Below are 19,422 nucleotides of genomic sequence, written 5' to 3'. Positions count from 1 at the left end.
CGTCACACGGCACCACCACCACCCGCACCACCCGCACCCCGTCCCGTCCTCACTCCGGCACCCGCTCCGGAGGCGAAAGGATCACCATGTCCAGCAGAACCCTCACCCGTCGTGCCACCGTCGTCGTCGCCGTGACCGCGGCCGTCGCGCTCGGCGCCACGGCCTGCGGCGGCACCACCAAGAACTCCTCCAAGGACAGCGGCGGCGGAGCCAAGGCGACCGCGTCGGCCGACCCCAACGCGGCGACCAAGAAGGGCCTGACCGTCGCCTTCCTGCCCAAGCAGGTCAACAACCCGTACTTCACCATCGCCGACGGCGGCGGCAAGCAGGCCCTGGACGCGCTGGGCTCGACCTACAAGGAGGTCGGCACCAGCAACGGCACCGACACCGCCGGCCAGGTGAGCTACGTCAACACCCTGACGCAGCAGCAGGTCGACGCGATCGCCGTCTCCGCGCAGGACCCGGGCGCGCTGTGCACCTCGCTGAACCAGGCCCGCAAGAACGGCATCAAGGTCGTCACCTACGACTCGGACACCAAGCCGGAGTGCCGCGACCTGTTCGTGTCGCAGGCCAGCTCCGAGGACCTGGGCCGCACCGAGGTGCAGCTGCTGGCCGAGCAGATCGGCTACAAGGGCGAGATCGCGATCCTCTCGGCGGCGCAGACCGCCACGAACCAGAACACCTGGATCGACTTCATGAAGGACGAGCTCAAGGACCCCAAGTACAAGGACGTCAAGCTGGTCAAGGTCGCCTACGGCAACGACGACGCCCAGCAGTCCTTCCAGCAGACCCAGGGCCTGCTCCAGCAGTACCCCAACCTGAAGGGCATCATCTCCCCGACTACGGTGGGCATCAAGGCGGCCGCCCAGTACCTGGCGGGCTCCAAGTACAAGGGCAAGGTCAAGCTGACCGGCCTCGGCACACCCAACGACATGCGCGCCTACGTCAAGAACGGCACCGTCGAGGCCTTCGAGCTGTGGGACCCGGCCAAGCTCGGCTCGCTCGCCTCGTACGCCGCGGTCGCCCTGTCCTCCGGCCAGATCTCCGGTGCGGAGGGCCAGACCTTCAAGGCCGGTGACCTGGGCAGCTACACCATCGGCAAGGACGGCGTGGTGGTGCTCGGCAAGCCGACCGTGTTCACCAAGGACAACATCGACCAGTTCAAGTTCTGAGAGCCGGGGCGTGGCGGAGAAGGGCCGCACGGTGGGGATCAAGGACGTCGCCCGTGAGGCGGGGGTGTCCGTGGGCACGGTCTCCAACGTGATCAACCGGCCGGACACGGTCCCCGAGGCCACCCGGGTCCGTGTGCAGCGCGCCATCGCCCGGCTGGGGTACGTACGCAGCGAGTCCGCCCGGCAGTTGCGGGCGGGCCGCAGCAGGATCATGGCCCTGCTCGTGCTCGACATGGGCAACCCGTTCTTCGTCGACGTGGCACGCGGCGCGGAACGGGCGGCCCGGGCGGCGGGGCTCGGCGTGATGGTCTGCAACAGCGCGGAGAACCCGCAGGAGGAGGCCGCGTACCTGTCGCTCTTCGCGGAGCAGCGGGTGCGCGGGGTGCTGGTGACGCCGGCCGACGCCGACGGCGGCAACCTCGCCGCGTTCCGGCGGCACCGCATCCCCTTCGTCCTCGTCGACCGGGTCGCGGCGGGCACCGCCGAGTGCTCGGTGTCGGTGGACGACGTGGCCGGCGGCCGGATGGCCGTCGGCCACCTGGCGGCCGCCGGGCACCGGAGGATCGCGTACGTCTCCGGCCCCGGGCACCTGCAGCAGGTCCGGGACCGGCGCGCGGGGGCGCTCGCCGCCCTGGGGGAGGCCGGACTGCCGCCGGAGACCCTGCGCGAACTGCCCACCGAGCGGCTGGACGTCGCGGCCGGACGGGACGCCGGCCACCGGCTGCTCGGCCTCCCGGAGCGGCCGACGGCCGTGTTCTGCGCCAACGACCTGCTCGCCCTCGGGGTGCTGCAGGCGCTGTACGCGGCGGGGGTGGACGTCCCCGGCGAGATGGCCATCGTCGGCTACGACGACATCGAGTTCGCGGCCGCGGCGGCCGTGCCGCTCACGTCCGTGCGGCAGCCCGCCACGAACATGGGCGCGCTGGCCGCCGGGATGCTGCTGGAGGAGACCGGGCCGCAGGCCCGGGAGCACCAGCATCGCCGGGTCGTGCTCCAGCCGGAGCTGGTGGTCCGGGACTCCAGCCTGATCAGGCGCTGAGCGGGCCCGGCCGGGGGCCGGTCCGGGCCGGGTTGCGGTGTGCGGCGCTGGTTTCGGCTGCCCGGCCCCTGATCCGCGCGCAGATGCGCGGGGACGGGACCGGGCCCTGGCTCGGGAGCACCGGCGTCGACGGGTCGTGAACCAGCCCGGGTTGGTGGTCCGCGACTTCAGCCTGATCAGGTGCTGAGCCCGTCCGGGCGGCCGGTGGCGGTGCGGGTCTCCGCGTCGCCGGGGGCACCGGCCCGATCAGGTGCCGGGTCAACCCGCCGGTCCGGGGCTCCGGTCGCGGTGCGGCCGGTGAGGTGCTGGTTCGGCCGCCCGGCCCCTGATCCGCGCGCAGATGCGCGGGGACGGGACCGGGCCCGGGCTCGGGAGCACCGGCGCCGGCGCCGGTCTCCGCGTCGCCGGGGCCACCGGCCCCGATCAGGTGCCGGGTCAACCCGGCCGGTCCGGGCGGCCGGCCGCGGTGCGGCCCATGGTCAGCGCGAGCTTGCGCAGGCGGCGCCAGTCCGTGCGCACGCCCGCGGCCGGCACCCCCGGGCGGTTGCGGGGCACCCGGACCCGCAGTGCGCCGGGGCGGATGCGGCAGCGCACGGGTGTGGGCAGCACGAGCGCCTCGCCGTCCACGCCCGCGTCGATCTCGTCGGCGTCGGCCGTGGTCACCACCTCCCGTGCCGTCGCCACGGTGAGCCCGGAGGCGACCCGCGGGCCCATCAGCAGCCCCGCGGCCTGGGCCGCGTTGTCGACCTTGACGCCGAGCACCCCCAGCAGACCGGTGTCGAGACGGTCCCGGCGGCCGAGCCCGGCCGGGTCGTCGGTCCGGTACGGGTTGTTGCTCACCAGCACGGCCTGCGGCTCGTCGACGACGGTGTCCCCGGCCGTGGCCGTCAGCCGGGGCCCGGCGCGGTGGGTGAGCAGGTCGGGCAGCAGCTCCAGGATGGTGCCGACCTTGTCGTCCCGGTACGCGGGACTCTGCACTACGGCCGCGTAGGCGCCGAACGACACGTTGTTGACGAAGGGCCGGTCGCCCACGTAGCCGAGGTCGACCCGCAGCTCCACGCCGTCCCTGAGCGCGTCCAGGCAGGCCGCGGGGTCGGCGCGGTCCAGTCCCAGGTCCATGGCGAAGTGGTTGCGGGTGCCCGCGCAGATCACCAGGAACGGCAGTCCCCGTTCGGCGGCCACCCCGGCCACCAGCGCCTGCGTGCCGTCCCCGCCGGCCACCCCGAGCAGGTCGGCGCCCTCGTCGGCCGCCCGCCGGGCCAGCTCCGCGACGTCCTGCGGGTGGTCGGAGTCGAGCAGCACGACCCGGGCGCCGAGCGCCTCCGCCTTCTCCTTCAGCCCGAAGGCGCCGACCTTGCCGCCGCCGGAGCGCGGGTTCATGATCAGGAACGCCCGCCGCGGCCGGGCCGCGATCCGCTCCCGCAGGCGTGCCTCATGGGCCCGGGTGGCGCGCACCGCGTTGCGCCCCGCGACGACGGCCAGCGCCCACAGCGCCAGCGAGGTGACCACGACCCAGAGCAGATTGGCCCGGTCGTAGAAGGCGAGGACGGCCAGCGGGGTCACCACGGTCAGCAGCACGGCCAGCGCCCGCACCACACCGCGGCGGGTCAGCACCCACCACGCCCCCGCCGCCGTCACCGCGGTGCCGCCCAGCGCGGCGGCCACCAGCGCGATGCTGCGCAGCCCCGCGACCACCAGGGGCAGCGCCACGGCCGCCCCCGCCGTGGCCAGGGCCAAACGGGCGAGCCAGCGCTGCGCGACGTGCCTGCGCGAGAGGTGCTCCATGCTCCGACACTGCCACCGCACGGCCCCGCCCCGCCATTCCGGCCGTTCCCCCGGGTGGCGAACCCGCCCCGTCCCCGGGTGCTACGGTCCCCGGACATGGCGGCGGACCTTACGTACCGTCACCGTTCCCTTCCCGAAGGAGTCCGGGACCGTGTCCGAAGGTGACGCCGCCGCTTGGGACTTCACCCGTAGCGACGGCTTCTGGAAGCCCACGCGTACACCGCCGGCGGACGAGAACCTGCTGTGGGCGGTGGAGACGCTGGCGATCTCGTTCGGCAAGCGGGCCCACAGCGTCCGGCTGTTCCTGGAGGCGGTGGAGCGGGTGGTGTCCGGGGACTCTCCCGGCTCGTCGGTGAACACCACGACGGCGTTCGTGCGCAGACGCGACGACGGCGCGTTCGAGCTCTGCGACAAGTACGGCCAGTTCGAGGACACCGTGGTATCCGCCCGGGAGCTGACCTCGATGCTGTCCGCGCCGGCGGCGCGGATCGAGGCCGGCTGACCTGCGGCCCGGGGCCGGCGCCGCGGCGTCAGGTCGTGCAGCGCAGCACCCCCGCCGCCTGCTTGGCGGTGAGCACGCGCCGCACGCTGTTCGCGACCAGCGTCCGCACCTTCGGTTCGTGGCGCATGGCGTAGCGGATGCCCTCGGCCATCGTGGGGATGCCCTTGGGGGAGACGGTGAGGGTGAGGTCGCCGCCGGCGCGGAGGAAGGACAGGGCGCGCTGGCCGAGGGCGACGGACTGGGCGGAGGCGGCCTTGCCGAGGTCGTCGGAGATGATGACGCCCTTGAAGCCCAGGTCGCGGCGGAGGGTCTGATCGACGATCAGCGAGGAGAAGACGGCCTTGTGCTTGGGGTCGATGCGCTTGTACGTCGCCAGCGACACCATCACCAGCCCCGCGCCGGCGGAGATGCCCGCGCGGAAGGGCGCGATGTTGCTGCCGGTGCGGGTCAGCGTCGTGTCCGTCACCGAGGCCGTCGTGTCCGTGTTGCCCTTGACGCTGCCGAGGCCCGGGAAGTGCTTGGGGGTGGTCAGCACCCCGGCCGTCTTCGAGCCCTGGACGTACGCCGTGACGTGCGGGGACACCACGCCGGAGGTCGCGCCGAACTGGCGGCCGTAGCGGCCGATGGGGGCGTTCGCGGTGCCGATGGAGGTCGGGACGATGTCGGCGACGGGGGCCAGGTTGACGTTGACGCCCGCCTTCTTCAGTTCCTTCGCCCAGCCCTCCGCGCGTGAGCGCAGCGTGGCGGTGGACCAGGTGCCCTGCGTCTTCCCGCTGGGGATGGTGGAGAAGCCGGAGCCCTTGAGGACCTGCACCTGGCCGCCCTCCTGGTCCGTGGAGACCAGCAGGCCGACCCGCTGCCCGGCCACCGTCTGCCCGAGCGACTTCTGCAGCCCGTCCACCAGGGTCCGGGTCTTCGTCACGCCGGCCGTGCTGCGGCCCGCGAGGAACACCGACCCGACGGCGTACGACCGCATCGCGTCCTGGTCCGCCTTCGGCGGCGAGGGCAGTTGGGCCGCGCCCATGAAGAGCTGGCCGACGCGCTGGGTGTCGTTCATCGCGGCCAGGACCCGGTCGACGCAGGACGCCTTCGGGGTGGCGGTGGCGGCCGCGCGCCCCGTGGCGACCATGGACTCCGGGGCGGACGGGGCCCCCTCGCAGGCGGCCAGGGCCAGCGTGGTGGTCAGCAGGGCGAGGGACACGCGTCGGGGCGTGAGGGCGTACGAGGTCACACATGCAGCGAATATCCTGATTGTCCGTCGTGTCAATCGGAGCGGGACGCCGTGGGAGGGGTCATGACGAGCCGTTACGTCGCCGTGGTGGGGCCCGCCGAGGCCGGGGAGCCGGAGCGCGAGGTCGCCCGCAGGGTCGGCGAACTCCTTGCCCGGCGCGGCGCCGTCGTCGTCTGCGGCGGCCTCGGCGGGGTGATGGGCGCCGCGTCCGAGGGAGCCCGCGCGTACGGCGGGACCACTGTCGGACTCCTCCCGGGCCGGGACCGCCGGGCGGGTGACCCGTCCCTCTCGGTGGCGATCGCCACCGGCCTCGGCGAGCTCCGCAACGGCCTGGTCGTCGCCGCAGCCGACGCCGTGGTGGCGGTCGGCGGCAGCTGGGGCACCCTGAGCGAGGTGGCGCTCGCCCTGCGGACCGGCAAGCCCGTCGTCGTGGTCGACGGCTGGGACGTGCAGGGGCCCCCGGCCGGGGAGACGTTCCTGCGGGCGGCCTGCGCGGAGGAGGCCGTCGAGGCGGTGGAGGCCGCGCTGGCGGAGACCTCCTCCGGGGGCTGAGCGACGGGGGAGGCACCGCGGGTCGGACCGCGATGGTCTTCAGGTCGGTGCAGTGGGCCGGCCCTGCCGCGCCGAGCTCACGGCCGCGGCGCCGTCGACGTGGAAGGTGCCCGTGCGGAACTGCCGCGCGACCTCAAGGCCGTGCTCCCGGTTCGCCGTCCGCACCTCGCCGCCCAGCCGGTACGGGGGAGTCGTTGGCGATGCGGACGGCCTCGTCCTCGTCGTCGAAGGGGATGACGACCGGCACCGGACCGAAGGTCCGCCCTCCGGGGCCCCGGAGGTCCCGGGGCCGCCCGTCGCGAGCCGGGCGCGGCCGGATGAGTGCCGAAGGCCGTCCGCATCCGTTCGCGAGGGCCTCGGCGGGCCGCGAGGGGCGCGTGTTGCCGGGGTCGGGGCCGCGCTCCTGGCCCGCGGCGCCGCGGCCTGGGCCACCTCTCCCGGGCAGACGGGCCCGGGCGGCGAGCCGCGCCCTGCCGGGCGCCTGGCGTCGGCAGCCGCGCGAGGGACCTCGGGTCGCGGGATCGCCCAGGGCCGTCCGGTCCGCGCCCGCGCGCGGCTTCGCCATCACGCGCCGCTGGACCAGCAGGGCCCGCCCTTTGGGGGTGGTTCGTGCCGTCACCGGGTGGTTCGCCGTGTCCTGGCGGGGGTCGTCGCAGGTTGCCCGAACCGCGCCGTGTCGCCGTTGGGACATGTCCCAGCTGTGACAGCTGATACCCGGTGACACCTCCCGGGCATCGGCAGATTCTGTCGGACAGCGCGTGACCCGGAGCTGTACGAAAGGTGTTTGGCTGATGGCATGGTTCCGCCTCACGGCGGCGATATCGACAGTGCTGGTGGTGACGCTCGGAGGCACGACGACCGCCTCCGCAGGGACCACCCCGGACGGCCCGGCGCGATCCGCCGACCGTGACGGGACGTCCTCCACCACCGTCCGGCTGGTGAGCGGTGACCGGGTGACGGTGACGTCGCTGCCCGGTGGGCGGAGGACCGCCTCGGTCCAGCCCGGACCTGGCCGCGAACACATCCCCTTCCGCACGCTGGAAGCCGACGACAAATCGCTGACCGTCATGCCGTTCGACGCCGAGGCACTGGTGTCCGCGGGCACCCTTGACCGCCGGCTGTTCAACGTGACGGCACTGATCGCCGCCGGATACGACGAGGCGCACACCTCCACGCTGCCGCTGATCGTCTCCTCGCGGCCCGAGCCGTCACGGGACGGGGCCCGCGTGGCGTCGCAGGCGGCGAAGACCGCCGGGGCGACCGCCGACCGGCTGGTGGCGCTCCGCGCGGAGAAGACGTCCGCGCGCACCCTGGAGAGCATCGACGCCCGCTCCTTCCGGGTCGCCGGCGACGAACTCGGCGCCTTCTGGAAGACGCTGAACCCCGGCGGCGGGACCTCGGACGCCGCCCGGGCCGCGGTGACCCCGCGGGTCTCGCTGGACGGCAAGGTCAAGGCGGTCCTGGACCGGAGCACCGCGCAGATCAACGCGCCCGCCGCGTGGAAGGCCGGGTACGAGGGCCAGGGTGTGAAGGTCGCGGTGCTGGACACCGGTGTCGACGCGAACCACCCCGATCTCGCGGGGCGGATCGCGGAGGCCAGGAACTTCTCCGACAGCGCGAACACCGATGACCACTTCGGGCACGGCACGCACGTCGCCTCGACCGTCGGCGGCACCGGTGCGGCGTCGGCGGGGACCCGGCGGGGCGTGGCGCCCAAGGCCGACCTGCTGGTCGGCAAGGTGCTCGGCGACGACGGCTCGGGCTCGGAGTCGCAGGTCATCGACGGTATGGAGTGGGCGGCGGGCGAGCACGCCAAGGTCGTCAACATGAGCCTCGGTGCGGACATCCAGACCGATGGCACCGACCCGATGAGCCAGGCCGTCAACACCCTGACCGCGTCGACGGACACGCTGTTCGTCATCGCCGCGGGCAACGCCGGCCCGGGGCCGTCCACCGTCGGCTCGCCGGGCGCTGCCGACGCCGCGCTGACCGTGGGCGCCGTCGACCGGGACGACTCCCTCGCCTCCTTCTCCAGCCGCGGCCCGCGCTTCGGCGACGGCGCCGTCAAGCCCGACGTGACCGCCCCGGGCGTGGGCATCGTGGCCGCCCGTGCCGCGGGCACCACCATGGGCGACCCGGTCGACGCGAACTACGTCGCCGCCTCGGGCACGTCGATGGCGACTCCGCACGTCGCGGGCGCCGCGGCGCTGCTGGCGCAGCAGCACCCGGGCTGGGGCGCGCAGCAGATCAAGGACGCGCTGATCAGCACTTCGCGCACGGTGCCCGGCACCAAGGTGACCGAGCAGGGCGGCGGCCGGATCGACCTGGCCACCGCCATCGGCCCGATCACCGCGACCGGCACGGTCGCGCTGCCCCCGGTCCAGAACGGCGGGACGGCGGGACGGCAGCAGGCGGCCACCGTGCGCTACACCAACACCGGTGACAAGACGGTCGATCTGAAGCTGGCCGTCAAGCTGTCCACCGGAACCGGGCGCGCGCTGCCCGACGGGGTCGTCACCCTCGGCTCCGGCACCGTGAGCCTCGCGCCCGGTGCCACCGCCGACGTCCCGCTGAGCACCGACGCGGCCCACGCCGCGCGCGGGAAGTACTACGGCTACGTCACCGCCGCGGCGGCCGACGGCACGGTTGTCGCCCACACCACCGTCAGCCTCAACGTGCACGCCCCCAAGCACAAGTTGACCGTGGTCGCCCGCGACCGCGACGGCAAGGTCATCGAGGGCGCGGCGCCGACGATCTGGGGCGCCGACGGGTTCGTGCAGTACAGCGGCGTCGAGCCCGCCGTCGCCGAGGTCGAGGAGGGCACCTACCAGCTCAGCTTCGGGACGCTGGACAGGGCCGCCGACGGCCAGGAGCTCCGCGAGGTGGTCAACCCGGAGGTGAAGGTCACCAAGGACACCACGGTGACGCTCGACGCCTCCAAGGTCACCGAGGTGAAGATCCGCACGCCCCGGCCCGCCGAGCAGCGCGGCATCCTCAGCTACCAGACGTACCGGAAGATCGACGGCAACGGCCTGATCCAGGGCGTGATGTTCTTCGACATCGCCAAGCGGATCTACGTCAGCCCCACCGCGCGCGTCACCGACGGCGACTTCGAGTTCGCCTCGCGCTGGCAGCTGGTCGCCCCGCAACTGCGGGCGAAGGTCTCCGGCACGTCGCCGGCCTTCACCCCGTACTACGTGCCCGCGTCCCCGGCCTTCGACGACAAGGGTGCCAAGCTGACCGCCGTCGACGCCGGCACCGGCACCGCGGCCGAGCTGAAGAAGGCCGGCGTGCGCGGCAAGCTGGCCGTGGTCCGCTGGGACTTCTCCGACGACCGGCAGCTCGCCAAGGCGGCCAAGGAGGCCGGGGCCAAGGCGCTGATGCTGGTCGTGGAGGAGGGCTTCTACCCCTGGACCCGGTGGAGCCCGACCGGTGACCGCATGGCCCTGCCGACCATGCGCGCCGGCACGGCGGAGGGCACCGCGCTCCTCAAGCGCATCAAGAAGCGCACCACCACGGTGGAGTTCTCCGGCACGGTGCGCAGCCCGTACCTGTACGACGTGATGCAGGTGTCCAAGGGCTTCGTTCCGAAGAACCTGGTGCACACCGTCTCCGAGCGCGAGAGCGCCGTGGTCCGCAGCACCTACACCCGTACCGGCGCCTCGCAGTGGGCGAGCGAGCAGCGCTTCGGGTGGCGTCCGTACCAGGACACCGCCTGGAACCAGTACAGCCGTGAGGTGCCGACGGGCCGGGAGCGCGTGGAGTACGTGACCGGCGGGGACACCCTGTGGCGCCACACCGTGCACCACAACGTCGTCTTCGGCATGGACACCCCGCTCGGGGCAGGCATGCGGGACGTGCCGCGCACCTACCGGCCCGGTCAGAAGGCCACGGAGCGCTGGTTCGGGGCCGTGGTCCGTCCGTCGATTCCGCGCGGCGCGGCCTGGCCGTCGGTGCGCAACGGCAACACCCTGTCCGTCTTCGTTCCGGAGTTCAACGACTCCGGCACCGGCCACTATTCGTTCTACGAGCTCAACGGCCTCGGTGGCGGCATCGGAACCGGCGCGGCCCGCGCCGGCGACGGAGCGCCGGTGGACGACACCGCCACCGCGGTGCTCTACCGCGACGGGAAGCAGATCGCCGCGTCCGACCAGGGCGCGTGGGGCGACTTCGAGGTGCCGGCGGGCGACGCGAAGTACCGGCTGGACCTGGCGACCACCCGGGTATCGGACGACTGGCGCTTCGGCGCCGGCACCCGCACCTCGTGGTCCTTCCGCTCCGGTTCGGCCGCCGACACGACGCTGCTGCCCCTGCTGCAGGTCGACTACGCGGTGCCGGTCGACGCCCGCAACGCGGTGGGCCCCGCCCGCCGGTACCAGCTGGGCCTGAACGTGCGGATGCAGGACGGCATGGCCGCGCCGCGCGGGGTGACCCTGCGGGTCGAGACGTCCTACGACGACGGGCGGACCTGGACCCGGGCGGGCACGGCCCGCAAGGGTGGCGGCTTCACCGCCACCGTGGAGCGTCCGTCGCGGGTGCGCGGCGACGCCTACGTGACGCTGCGCGTGACCGCGACCGACGCGGCCGGCAACAGCGTCCGGCAGACGGTGGACCGCGCGTACCTGCACAGCGGCGCACGGGCCTCCGGAGGACGGTGACGGTGGGGCGTCACCGTTGACACAGCGGCGGGTGCAGGGGAGTGTGGGCCCCTGCACCCGCCGCGCCATTGGCACGAAACATTTCCCGGGTATAGTCCGGCCTTTAACGAAATGTACGGCTTGTGCCCGCCCTGTGCGCATGCTGTGCGGACCCGTTCGGACCCGGAGGAACGCGGCATGCTCGAGGCGGCTGGCCTCACCGCGGTCGAGGAGACCGTCTACCGGCTTCTGGTCACCACCGCGACCGCCTCGGCGGACGACGTCGCGGTACAGACGGGCCTCCCGCCCGGGCAGACGGAGGGCGTCCTCGCCTCCCTCGCCACCAAGGGGCTCGCCAGCCCCACCGACAACCGCCCCCGGCACTACGCCGCCACCCCGCCCGACGTGGCCCTGCTGCCGCGTCTGCAACGCCAGGCCGACGCCCTCGACAAGGCCCGCACCGCGGTCACCGACCTGCTGGACAGCTACCGCAGTACGGCGCGCCGCCAGGACGCCGGCCAGCTCATCGAGGTCATCACCGGCAGCCAGGCGCTGCGCCAGCACCTGCGGCAGATGCAGGAGAACGCGCGCCACGAGATGCTCTGGTTCTGCAAGGCGCAGTACGTCGCCATGCCCTCGGGGAGCAACCGCGCCGAGTACGACGCCCTCGCCCGCGGCGTGCGGTACCGCGTCCTGTACGAGCGGGCGTTCTTCGACGACGACGGGGCCATTGACAACGTTGTTGAGGGCGTCCAGGCCGGGGAGATAGCCCGCTCCGTGCCCCATCTGCCGCTGCGGCTCGCGGTCGCCGACCGCACCATCGCCATCTGCCCCCTGGTCCCCGGCGGCCCGCACGGCAGCCCGAACGAGCCGACCGCGGCGCTGCTGCGCGACAGCAGCCTCCTGGAGGCGCTGACCGCGCTGTTCGAACGCTACTGGGAGGACGCGGTGCCGCTGCACGTCAGCGCGTCCGGCGCGATGAGCGGCGCCGACGACGCGGACGGCTCCGACCCGCTGAGCGAGACCGACCGCCGGCTGCTGTCGCTGCTCGTCGCGGGCGTGGCGGACAAGGCCATCGCCAGCCAGATGGGCCTGAGTCGGCGCACCGTCCAGCGCCACATCCAGCACATGATGACGCTGGCAGGCGCCGCGACCCGCATGCAGCTCGCATGGCAGGCGGCCCGCCGCGGCTGGCTCTGACCAGGGGTGCGGAGGGGCCGCGGGCGTAGGGTGAGAAGTGGCGCGAGTGCCCAAGGCCCCGGAGCGTTGGTGCCATGTCCCGACGTCACACCGCTCCCTCCAGCAGCAGCGCCGAGGAGCTGTTGAACACACTCGGACAGCTCACCGGCCGCATCCTGGAGCGGATCAAGATGCAGCAGGCTCGGGTGGAGTTGGCGGCCGCTCTCCAGCGGCACACCCTCCGCGCCGCGCTCCCGGCCGTCCCGGGGCTGCGCGTGGCGGGCCGGTACGCCCCCGCGCGTGACGGGCTCGACATCGGCGGCGACTGGTACGACGTGTTCCCCATGCCGGACGGCAGCGTCGGCTGCGCGATCGGCGACGTGCAGGGCCACGACGTCGAGGCCGCCGCCTACATGGGCCAGGTGCGCACCTGCCTGCGCGCCGTCGCCGTGGCGACCACGGAGCCGGCGGAGGTGCTCGCCCGCACCAACGACCTGCTGATCTCCATGGGATCCGGGCTCTTCGTGACGTGCACCTTCCTCCGCTTCGACCCCGCGACCTGCGAGCTGGTCGACGCCCGCGCCGGGCACGTCCCGGCGGTGTGGGCCACCGACGACGGCCACTGCGAGGTCGTGCTCGACGAGGGCGGCCTGCCGCTGGGCATCCTCGACGGCGAGAAGTACCCGTCGACCCGCCGGGTCCTGGCCGGCACCGGTGCCTTCGTGCTGGTCACCGACGGCGTGGTGGAGGGACCCGGCCATCCCCTCGACGAGGGGCTGGCCCGCGTGGCGGACCTGGCCGCCGCCGGCTCCACCGCCGACCCCGACGAACTGGCCGCCCGGGTGATCGCCGTGGCCGACCTCACCGGGCACAGCGACGACGCCGCCGTACTCGTCCTCGGACACGGCGGCCCCTGCGGGAGGGCAGCGCGATGAGCGCCGACGGCCACGGCGAGGGGCTCCGGCGGTACCGGGCCACGGCCCTGTGGATCCTGGTGATGGCCGCCGCCTACTACGGCGGGGCCCGCATCGGCCTGGAGCAGCAACTGGTGCGCGGTCAGGTCACCCCGATGTGGCCACCGACCGGGATCGCCCTGGTCGGCCTGCTGCTCGGCGGCATCCGGCTGTGGCCGGGCATCGCGATCGGCGCGTTCGCCGTGAACATCGCGATCGGGCCGTCGTTCCTGCCCGTGCTGGGGATCGTGGCGGGCAACACCCTCGCTCCGGTGTGCGCCTGCCTGCTGCTGCGCAGGGTCGGGTTCCGCGTCGAACTCGACCGGCTGCAGGACGCGCTCGCCCTGGTGTTCCTCGGTGCGCTCGGCGGGATGCTGATCAGCGCGACGATCGGCAGCGGCGTGCTGGTGGCCTCCGGTGCCGTGCCGGTGGGCGCCTTCTGGTCCACCTGGTCGGTCTGGTGGACCGGCGACGCGATGGGCGTGCTGGTGATCGCGCCGCTGCTGCTCGTCCTGCGCACCGTCCGGGCGCCGCGCGGGGTCCCGCCGTACCGCTGGGCGGAGGCGGCGGCGCTCGTGGCGGGCACCGCGCTCGTCACGTTCGTCGCCACGCACAGCACGCCGGGACTGCTCTTCCTCGTCTCCCCGCTGCTGATCTGGGCCGCGTTCCGCTTCCAGCTGGCCGGCGCCGCGCCTTGCGCCCTGATCACCTCGCTCATCGCGATCGAGGCCGCGGCGGACGGGTCCGGCCCGTTCGCCGGACTCGACCTGTTCGCCAAGATGGTGACCCTCCAGGCCTTCAACGGATCCGCCGCGCTGACCGCCCTGCTGCTGTCGGCGACCGTCACCGAACGGGAGCACACCCGCCGCGAGATCGAGCAGGTCTGCCGCAGGCTCGGCGAGGCCCTGTCCCGGCTCGCGCCCGACGAGAAGATCGAGCACTGGGCGGCCGTGCCGCCCGGCGAGCGCGGCCACGAGTAGCGGCGCCGTTCCGCGCGTCCTCCCGCCGGGGTGGCGCTACTTTGAGAGGGGGCCCCCACGAGGGCCGCCACAGCGGACGGAGGTGCCGGTGGGGACTGACGGCGGCAAGGACGCCGAGGGCCTGCCACGGCTGCAGCTGGACGAGTTGCTGGACGAGCTGCAATCGCGCATCGACGCGGTGCGGGGGACGCGGGACCGGGTGCACAGCCTGCTGGAGGCGGTGCTCTCGGTCGGCCGGGAGCTGGACCTGCCGCAGGTGCTGCGGCGCATCGTGGAGGCCGCGGTCCTGCTGGTGGACGCCGAGTACGGCGCACTGGGCGTGATCGGCGACGACGCGCGGCTGGCCCAGTTCCTGACGGTGGGCGTCAGCGACGAGCAGACCAAGGCGATCGGGCCGCTGCCCTCGGGCCACGGCATCCTGGGCGAGCTGATCCGCCACCCGGTGCCGCTGCGCCTGGAGGAGATCGCGCAGCACCCGGCCTCCCACGGCTTCCCGGCGAACCACCCGCCGATGCACTCCTTCCTGGGGGTGCCGATCCGGATCCGCGACGAGGTGTTCGGCAACCTGTACCTGACGGAGAAGCGGGGCGGCAAGGAGTTCGACGGCGAGGACGAGACGGTGCTGTCCACCCTGGCGGTGGCGGCCGGGGTGGCGATCGACAACGCCCGGCTGTACGAGGAGGCCAGGTCGCGGCAGCGGTGGCTGGAGGCGAACGCGGAGATCACCGGCGGTCTGCTGTCGGGCATCGACGAGGACGCGGTGCTGGAGCTCATCGTGGAGCACGCCCGGAGCATCCTCGGCGCCGACCTGGGCGTGCTGGCGCTGCCGGCCGGGACCGGCGACGGGATCACGATGGCGATCGCCACCGGCATCGACGCCGACACCCACCAGGGGCTGACGCTGCCCCGCGAGGGATCGTTCACCGGGGCGGCCATGGCCGCGAACGAGCCGCTGACCAGCGTCGACATCCAGCACGATCCGCGGGTGGTGGCGGGCCCGCCGCGGTTCGGCGGACTGGGCCCCGCGGTGGCCGTGCCGATGGCGACCCCGCAGGGGGTGCGCGGTGCGCTGCTGCTGGCCCGCGCCGAGGGGGAGGCGCCCTTCACGGAGGCGGAGACCGCGCCGCTGCTGGGCTTCGCCGGCTCGGCGGCCCTGGCGATGGAGCTGGCCGAGCGCCGCCGGGCGGCCGAGCAGCTGGTCCTCCTGGAGGACCACGACCGGATCGCCCGCGACCTGCACGACCTGGCGATCCAGCGGCTGTTCGCGACCGGGATGACGCTGCAGAGCGCGATGCGGTTCGTGGACCACCCGCAGGCGAGCGAGCGGCTGCTGCGGGCGGTGGACGACCTGGACGAGACGATCAAGATCATCCGCTCCACGATCTTCGGACTGCGCAGCCACGACACCGGCCCCGGCCGCCAGGGGCTGCGGGTGCGGACGGCGAAGGCGGTGGAGGCGGCGGTGCCCGGCCTGGGCTTCACCCCGTCGCTGCGCATGGAGGGGCTGATCGACACCGATGTGCCCGCCGCGGTCGCCGAGCACGTGGTGGCGGTGCTCGCCGAGGCCCTGTCGAACGTGACCCGCCACGCCCGGGCCGGTGCCGCGGACGTCTCCCTGGTCGTCGGCTCGGGCACGCTGACCCTGACGGTCAGCGACGACGGCGTCGGCGTCCCCGAGGACGGGCGCCGCAGCGGACTGGCCAACCTCGAACGGCGCGCGAAGGAGCTGGGCGGCACGATGACGCTCGAGACGCCTGACCGCGGAGGCACCCGCCTGGTGTGGCGGGTGCCGTCGGACGGTGGCCGTACGCGCTGATCAGCCCCGCTCCGCGGCCTCATGGGCCGGCACCCGCGACGCACCGGCCCCGGACGCCGTGGCGCCGAACCGGATGAGCATCTGCAGCAGGCCCGGACCGCAGTCCGTGGTCCGCATCGCCGCCCGCAGGTCAGGCCACTCCATCGCCTCGTGCAGCAGCGTCGCATGGACGGTGTGCGCCGTCGCCAGGAGCACCACGTGCTCCATCGCCTGCCCCGCCCGCAGCCAGTCCGCGCACGAGTCGTGGGGCGTGCACAGCGCCGCGACCAGGGGCCGCCGTTCGGGATCGACGGAGGCGGCCGCTCCGGCCCCCGTGTCCTCGTGGACCCGGCCCCCGGATCCCACGGCGCGGCCCGTTCCCGTCGTGCCGCGCTGCTCCGCCTCCGCGGTCAGCCGCAGCAGCCGCAGGGCCTCCTCGGTGCGCGGCAGGGTCAGCGACGCGCCCTCCGCGTGCGCGGCGTCGATCAGCTCCAGCACCACCGCCCCGGTCGGGCAGTGCGCGAAGTACGGCGTACGGCAGCTGTGCCGCCGCCAGATCGCGTCGTACAGGTCCCGGTACGGGCGGTCGCCGACGCGGAGCGGGCCGATCGGGCGCACGGCGGCGAGCAGGTCGGCGTCGCCGGGTACGGGGAGCAGCTGCACGGCAGGCTCCCAGCCGAAGTGGGCCAGCGCGACGCGCAGGTTGAACACCGCGGCGCCGACGGACACGTGCAGGGCGCGCGCCGCCGCCTCGGACTCCGGCACCCCCGGCTCGGGGACCGCGCGGACCTGGAACGTGCCGGTCTCCGGATCGAGGCGGTACCGCCAGGGCCGGCTCCCGCGGAACGAAGGGGCCGCCACAGCGGCGGAGATCAGCTTCTCCAGGGTCGCCCCGTTGAGTGTGGTGGGATTCATGGCGCGCTCCCTCCGGACGACGCGTCTCCCACCCTGCACGTCGCGACCCCCCACGGGGAGGGCCGACCGGCCCTACCGCCTGGGCCCGCCGGGGCATCCTCGCGGGGCCCCGCGTCCCGGGCCGACCGCACAGCCGACCGCACACGGGAGCGCCACCGCCGCGAGGCGAACGGCGGCGCCCGCCCGGTGGGGGCCGGACCCCTACGGGCCGCGCGACGGCTGGTGCTGGGTGGCGAGCACGGCCTGCGGCGGTCAGGTCCGCTCCGCCTCGGTACGCGCCGACGCCGCGAGGCGGCGGCCACGGGCGCTGCCCAGCAGGACGGGTGCTTGCCGACGGCGCCCACTCGGCGCGGGGAAACGGTGGTGCCCACGCCGAGCGGTCGCCGCTCACCGGCGGGCGGGGTCCCGGCGTCTCAGCGGGCGGAACCCGGTGGGCCGCCGGACGGCTGGTGCTGGGTGGCGAGCACGGCGGCCTGGATGCGGCGCTCGACGCCGAGCTTGCCCAGCATCCGGGAAATGTGGTTCTTGACCGTCTTCTCGGACAGGAACAGCCGCCGGCCGATCTGCCGGTTCGTCAGTCCCTCGCCGATCAGCTCCAGGATCTCCCGCTCGCGCGGGGTCAGCCCGGCCAGAGCCTCGTCCTGCGGCTCCGGCGGCTGCTCCTGCTCGCGCAGGCTGTTCATCAGGCGGGCGGTGGTCGCCGGGTCGAGCATCGACTGGCCCGACGCCACCGTGCGGACGGCGGAGACCAGGTCGGAGCCCTTGATCTGCTTCAGCACGTAGCCGGCGGCACCGGCCATGATCGCGTCCAGCAGGGCGTCGTCGTCATCGAAGGACGTCAGCATCAGGCAGGCCAGCCCCGGCATGCGCGAGCGCAGCTCCCGGCAGACGCCGATGCCGTCGCCGTCCGGGAGGCGCACGTCGAGGATCGCCACGTCCGGCCGCAGTGCCGGGGCGCGCGCCAGGGCGTGGTCGACCGTGCCGGCCTCCCCGGCGACCTCGATGTCCGGCTCGGCGTCGAGCAGATCGTGCAAGCCGCGCCGTACCACCTCGTGGTCGTCGACCAGGAACACCCTGATCGGCGCCTGCTCCGTGAACTCCCGTGCCTCACTCATCCCGGCCCCCAGGGCGTCTCTTCCCGATCCCGCGGCCTCGCGCCGCCCGGCCCGCGCACCTGCCGCGCCGGCGTTCCTCCGTCCACAGGGATCAAGAAGACACGCCCGCGCGCTCCGCCGCCACCGCTGCCGCCCGATCCCCCGGTCACTCCCGGATCATCCCGCGGGCGGCCCCGCGGCGACAGGGCCGAATGGACCATGCGCCCGTCAGTGCACCGTGCTGCCGCTGCCCTGCGGACCGTACAGGTCCAGGAGCCGGGTGCGGGACCCCTGCAGCCGGTGCGCGACGATCTGCGCGACCCGGCGCGCGACCGCGCGCCCGAACACCGCGTCGGCCTCGCACAGCGCCCGTATGACCGTGGCGTCGAACTCGTCGGCCCGCACCGGGCTCTGGGCCCGCGCGCCGAGGTGCCAGGAGTAGGGCGGGAAGAGCCACGACCAGCCGAGCAGGTCACCCGGGCCGAGGGTCTCGACCACGGCGGGCTGCCGGCCGGGCACGTGCAGGTCGAGGGCGACCGAGCCGGTACGGATGATCCAGAAGCGGTCGGCCCGGTGCCCCTCCTCGAAGATCCGGGCCCGGGCCGGGAAGGACACGTCCCGCGCGAGTTCCAGCAGTCGCCCTCGGGTCTCCGGGGGCAGTGCGTCGAGCAGGCCCGTCGTGGTGGTGGTCATCGCCGTCCTCCCTCTCGTCCGGTACGACGTCACCTCCAGGGTCCTCCGCCACCCGGGAGCGCGAGGAGGGGCCGACCGGCCCCAACACGGGGTCGTCGGGGAGGATGGGCGCATGCCGTCCGCCGTCTCCAAGCCCGCCCCGCCGCCCGCGAGGTCCGCCACGAAGCGCGGTTGGCGCGGACTGCTGCCGGGCCTCGCCACCCTCGTCGGCTACCGCAGGGCATGGCTGCGCGGTGACCTGCTCGCCGGCGTCACGGTGGCGGCGTACCTGGTGCCGCAGGTCATGGCGTACGCCGAACTGGCCGGGCTGCCGCCGGTCGCCGGGCTGTGGGCCGTCCTCGCCCCGCTCGCGCTGTACGCCCTGCTGGGGTCGTCCCGGCAGCTGTCGGTCGGCCCGGAGTCCACCACTGCGCTGATGACGGCGACCGCGGTGGCGCCCCTGGCCGCGGGGGACCCCGGCCGCTACGCCGTGCTCGCGGCCGCGCTCGCCGTGGTGGTCGGCCTGCTGGCCGTGGTGGCGTGGGCGGTACGGGCGGGCTTCGTCGCCGACCTGCTGTCGCGCCCGGTGCTCGTCGGCTACCTCGCGGGGGTGGCCTGCATCATGATCATCGACCAGCTGCCCAAGCTGACCGGGGTGCCGGTCACGGGAGAGGAGTTCTTCCCCCAGCTGGTCTCCTTCGTGACGCACCTGCCGCAGGCGCACGCGGGGACGGTGGCCTTCGCCGCGTCCGCGCTGCTCTTCCTCTTCCTCGTCCAGCGGTACGTCCCCCGCGCGCCCGGTCCGCTGCTCGCCGTGGTCGCCGGCACGGTCGTCGTCGGCGTCTTCGGGCTGGAGGGACACGGCATCGCGGTCATCGGCGAGGTCCCCTCCGGACTGCCCCGGCCGGCCCTGCCC

The 19,422-nt window shown here is 74.2% G+C and carries 15 protein-coding genes; 10 read left to right on the top strand and 5 right to left on the bottom strand.

Going from position 1 to position 19,422, the window contains the following annotated elements; genetic code table 11:
• The first annotated feature begins 86 nt into the window (after nt 1-86).
• Both rhaS and PV350_RS32665 read left to right on the top strand, forming a co-directional pair.
• A complete protein-coding gene (gene rhaS, locus PV350_RS32670; RefSeq protein WP_499514863.1) occupies nt 87-1,172 on the top strand; it encodes a rhamnose ABC transporter substrate-binding protein in 1,086 nt (361 codons plus the stop codon).
• A 10-nt stretch (nt 1,173-1,182) separates the two neighbouring features.
• A complete protein-coding gene (locus PV350_RS32665; protein WP_500337319.1) occupies nt 1,183-2,211 on the top strand; it encodes a LacI family DNA-binding transcriptional regulator in 1,029 nt (342 codons plus the stop codon).
• 435 nt (nt 2,212-2,646) lie between these two features.
• Here PV350_RS32665 and PV350_RS32660 read toward each other — a convergent pair whose 3' ends face one another.
• Nucleotides 2,647-3,996, bottom strand: coding sequence for a diacylglycerol/lipid kinase family protein (locus tag PV350_RS32660; protein ID WP_499514865.1), 1,350 nt, complete (start codon nt 3,994-3,996; stop codon nt 2,647-2,649).
• 151 nt (nt 3,997-4,147) lie between these two features.
• Here PV350_RS32660 and PV350_RS32655 point away from each other — a divergent pair, with 151 nt between their 5' ends.
• Complete coding sequence (locus PV350_RS32655; protein WP_500337318.1) at nt 4,148-4,498, top strand: hypothetical protein; 351 nt, start codon at nt 4,148-4,150, stop codon at nt 4,496-4,498.
• A gap of 28 nt (nt 4,499-4,526) precedes the next feature.
• Here PV350_RS32655 and PV350_RS32650 read toward each other — a convergent pair whose 3' ends face one another.
• Entirely contained in the window at nt 4,527-5,729 is a 1,203-nt protein-coding gene (locus PV350_RS32650) for a glycoside hydrolase family 3 N-terminal domain-containing protein (RefSeq protein WP_500337317.1), read from the bottom strand.
• A gap of 63 nt (nt 5,730-5,792) precedes the next feature.
• Between PV350_RS32650 and PV350_RS32645 the strand changes: the two genes are divergently transcribed.
• The 6 genes from PV350_RS32645 to PV350_RS32620 all read left to right on the top strand — a co-directional run bounded on the left by PV350_RS32645 (nt 5,793) and on the right by PV350_RS32620 (nt 15,846).
• Nucleotides 5,793-6,281 (top strand): TIGR00725 family protein, encoded by a 489-nt coding sequence (locus PV350_RS32645; RefSeq protein WP_499514868.1) that lies wholly within the window; start codon nt 5,793-5,795, stop codon nt 6,279-6,281.
• A gap of 791 nt (nt 6,282-7,072) precedes the next feature.
• Nucleotides 7,073-10,939 carry a S8 family peptidase gene (locus tag PV350_RS32640; protein ID WP_500337316.1) on the top strand — a complete coding sequence of 1,289 codons (3,867 nt, stop codon included), beginning with the start codon at nt 7,073-7,075 and terminating at the stop codon, nt 10,937-10,939.
• A gap of 177 nt (nt 10,940-11,116) precedes the next feature.
• Nucleotides 11,117-12,118, top strand: a complete 1,002-nt coding sequence (locus PV350_RS32635) for a helix-turn-helix domain-containing protein (RefSeq protein WP_499514870.1) — start codon at nt 11,117-11,119, stop codon at nt 12,116-12,118.
• Nucleotides 12,119-12,192: 74 nt separating this feature from the next.
• Complete coding sequence (locus tag PV350_RS32630; RefSeq protein ID WP_500337315.1) at nt 12,193-13,032, top strand: PP2C family protein-serine/threonine phosphatase; 840 nt, start codon at nt 12,193-12,195, stop codon at nt 13,030-13,032.
• Nucleotides 13,029-14,030 (top strand): MASE1 domain-containing protein, encoded by a 1,002-nt coding sequence (locus tag PV350_RS32625; protein ID WP_499514872.1) that lies wholly within the window; start codon nt 13,029-13,031, stop codon nt 14,028-14,030. Before PV350_RS32630 ends, PV350_RS32625 begins: the two co-directional genes overlap by 4 nt.
• A gap of 88 nt (nt 14,031-14,118) precedes the next feature.
• Complete coding sequence (locus PV350_RS32620; protein WP_499514873.1) at nt 14,119-15,846, top strand: sensor histidine kinase; 1,728 nt, start codon at nt 14,119-14,121, stop codon at nt 15,844-15,846.
• On the opposite strand, the gene PV350_RS32615 is transcribed toward PV350_RS32620, so the two are convergent.
• The 3 genes from PV350_RS32615 to PV350_RS32605 all read right to left on the bottom strand — a co-directional run bounded on the left by PV350_RS32615 (nt 15,847) and on the right by PV350_RS32605 (nt 18,527).
• Nucleotides 15,847-16,740, bottom strand: a complete 894-nt coding sequence (locus PV350_RS32615; protein WP_500337314.1) for a hypothetical protein — start codon at nt 16,738-16,740, stop codon at nt 15,847-15,849.
• Between the two features lie 413 nt (nt 16,741-17,153).
• Nucleotides 17,154-17,855 (bottom strand): response regulator, encoded by a 702-nt coding sequence (locus tag PV350_RS32610; protein WP_499514875.1) that lies wholly within the window; start codon nt 17,853-17,855, stop codon nt 17,154-17,156.
• 207 nt (nt 17,856-18,062) lie between these two features.
• The gene (locus PV350_RS32605; protein WP_499514876.1) at nt 18,063-18,527 is read right to left on the bottom strand and encodes a cyclic nucleotide-binding domain-containing protein; all 465 of its coding nucleotides are present in this window, start codon (nt 18,525-18,527) and stop codon (nt 18,063-18,065) included.
• Between the two features lie 112 nt (nt 18,528-18,639).
• On the opposite strand from PV350_RS32605, the gene PV350_RS32600 reads away from it, so the two are divergent.
• Nucleotides 18,640-19,422 (top strand): SulP family inorganic anion transporter (locus PV350_RS32600; RefSeq protein ID WP_500337313.1); only part of this gene is annotated, 783 nt, incomplete at its 3' end.

Origin of the sequence: Streptomyces sp. PA03-6a (assembly GCF_033792765.1) — a bacterium.
Lineage (GTDB): Bacteria > Actinomycetota > Actinomycetes > Streptomycetales > Streptomycetaceae > Actinacidiphila.
Note: the sequence above shows the minus strand (reverse complement) of the source record. Positions and strands in the feature narration are given on the sequence as shown.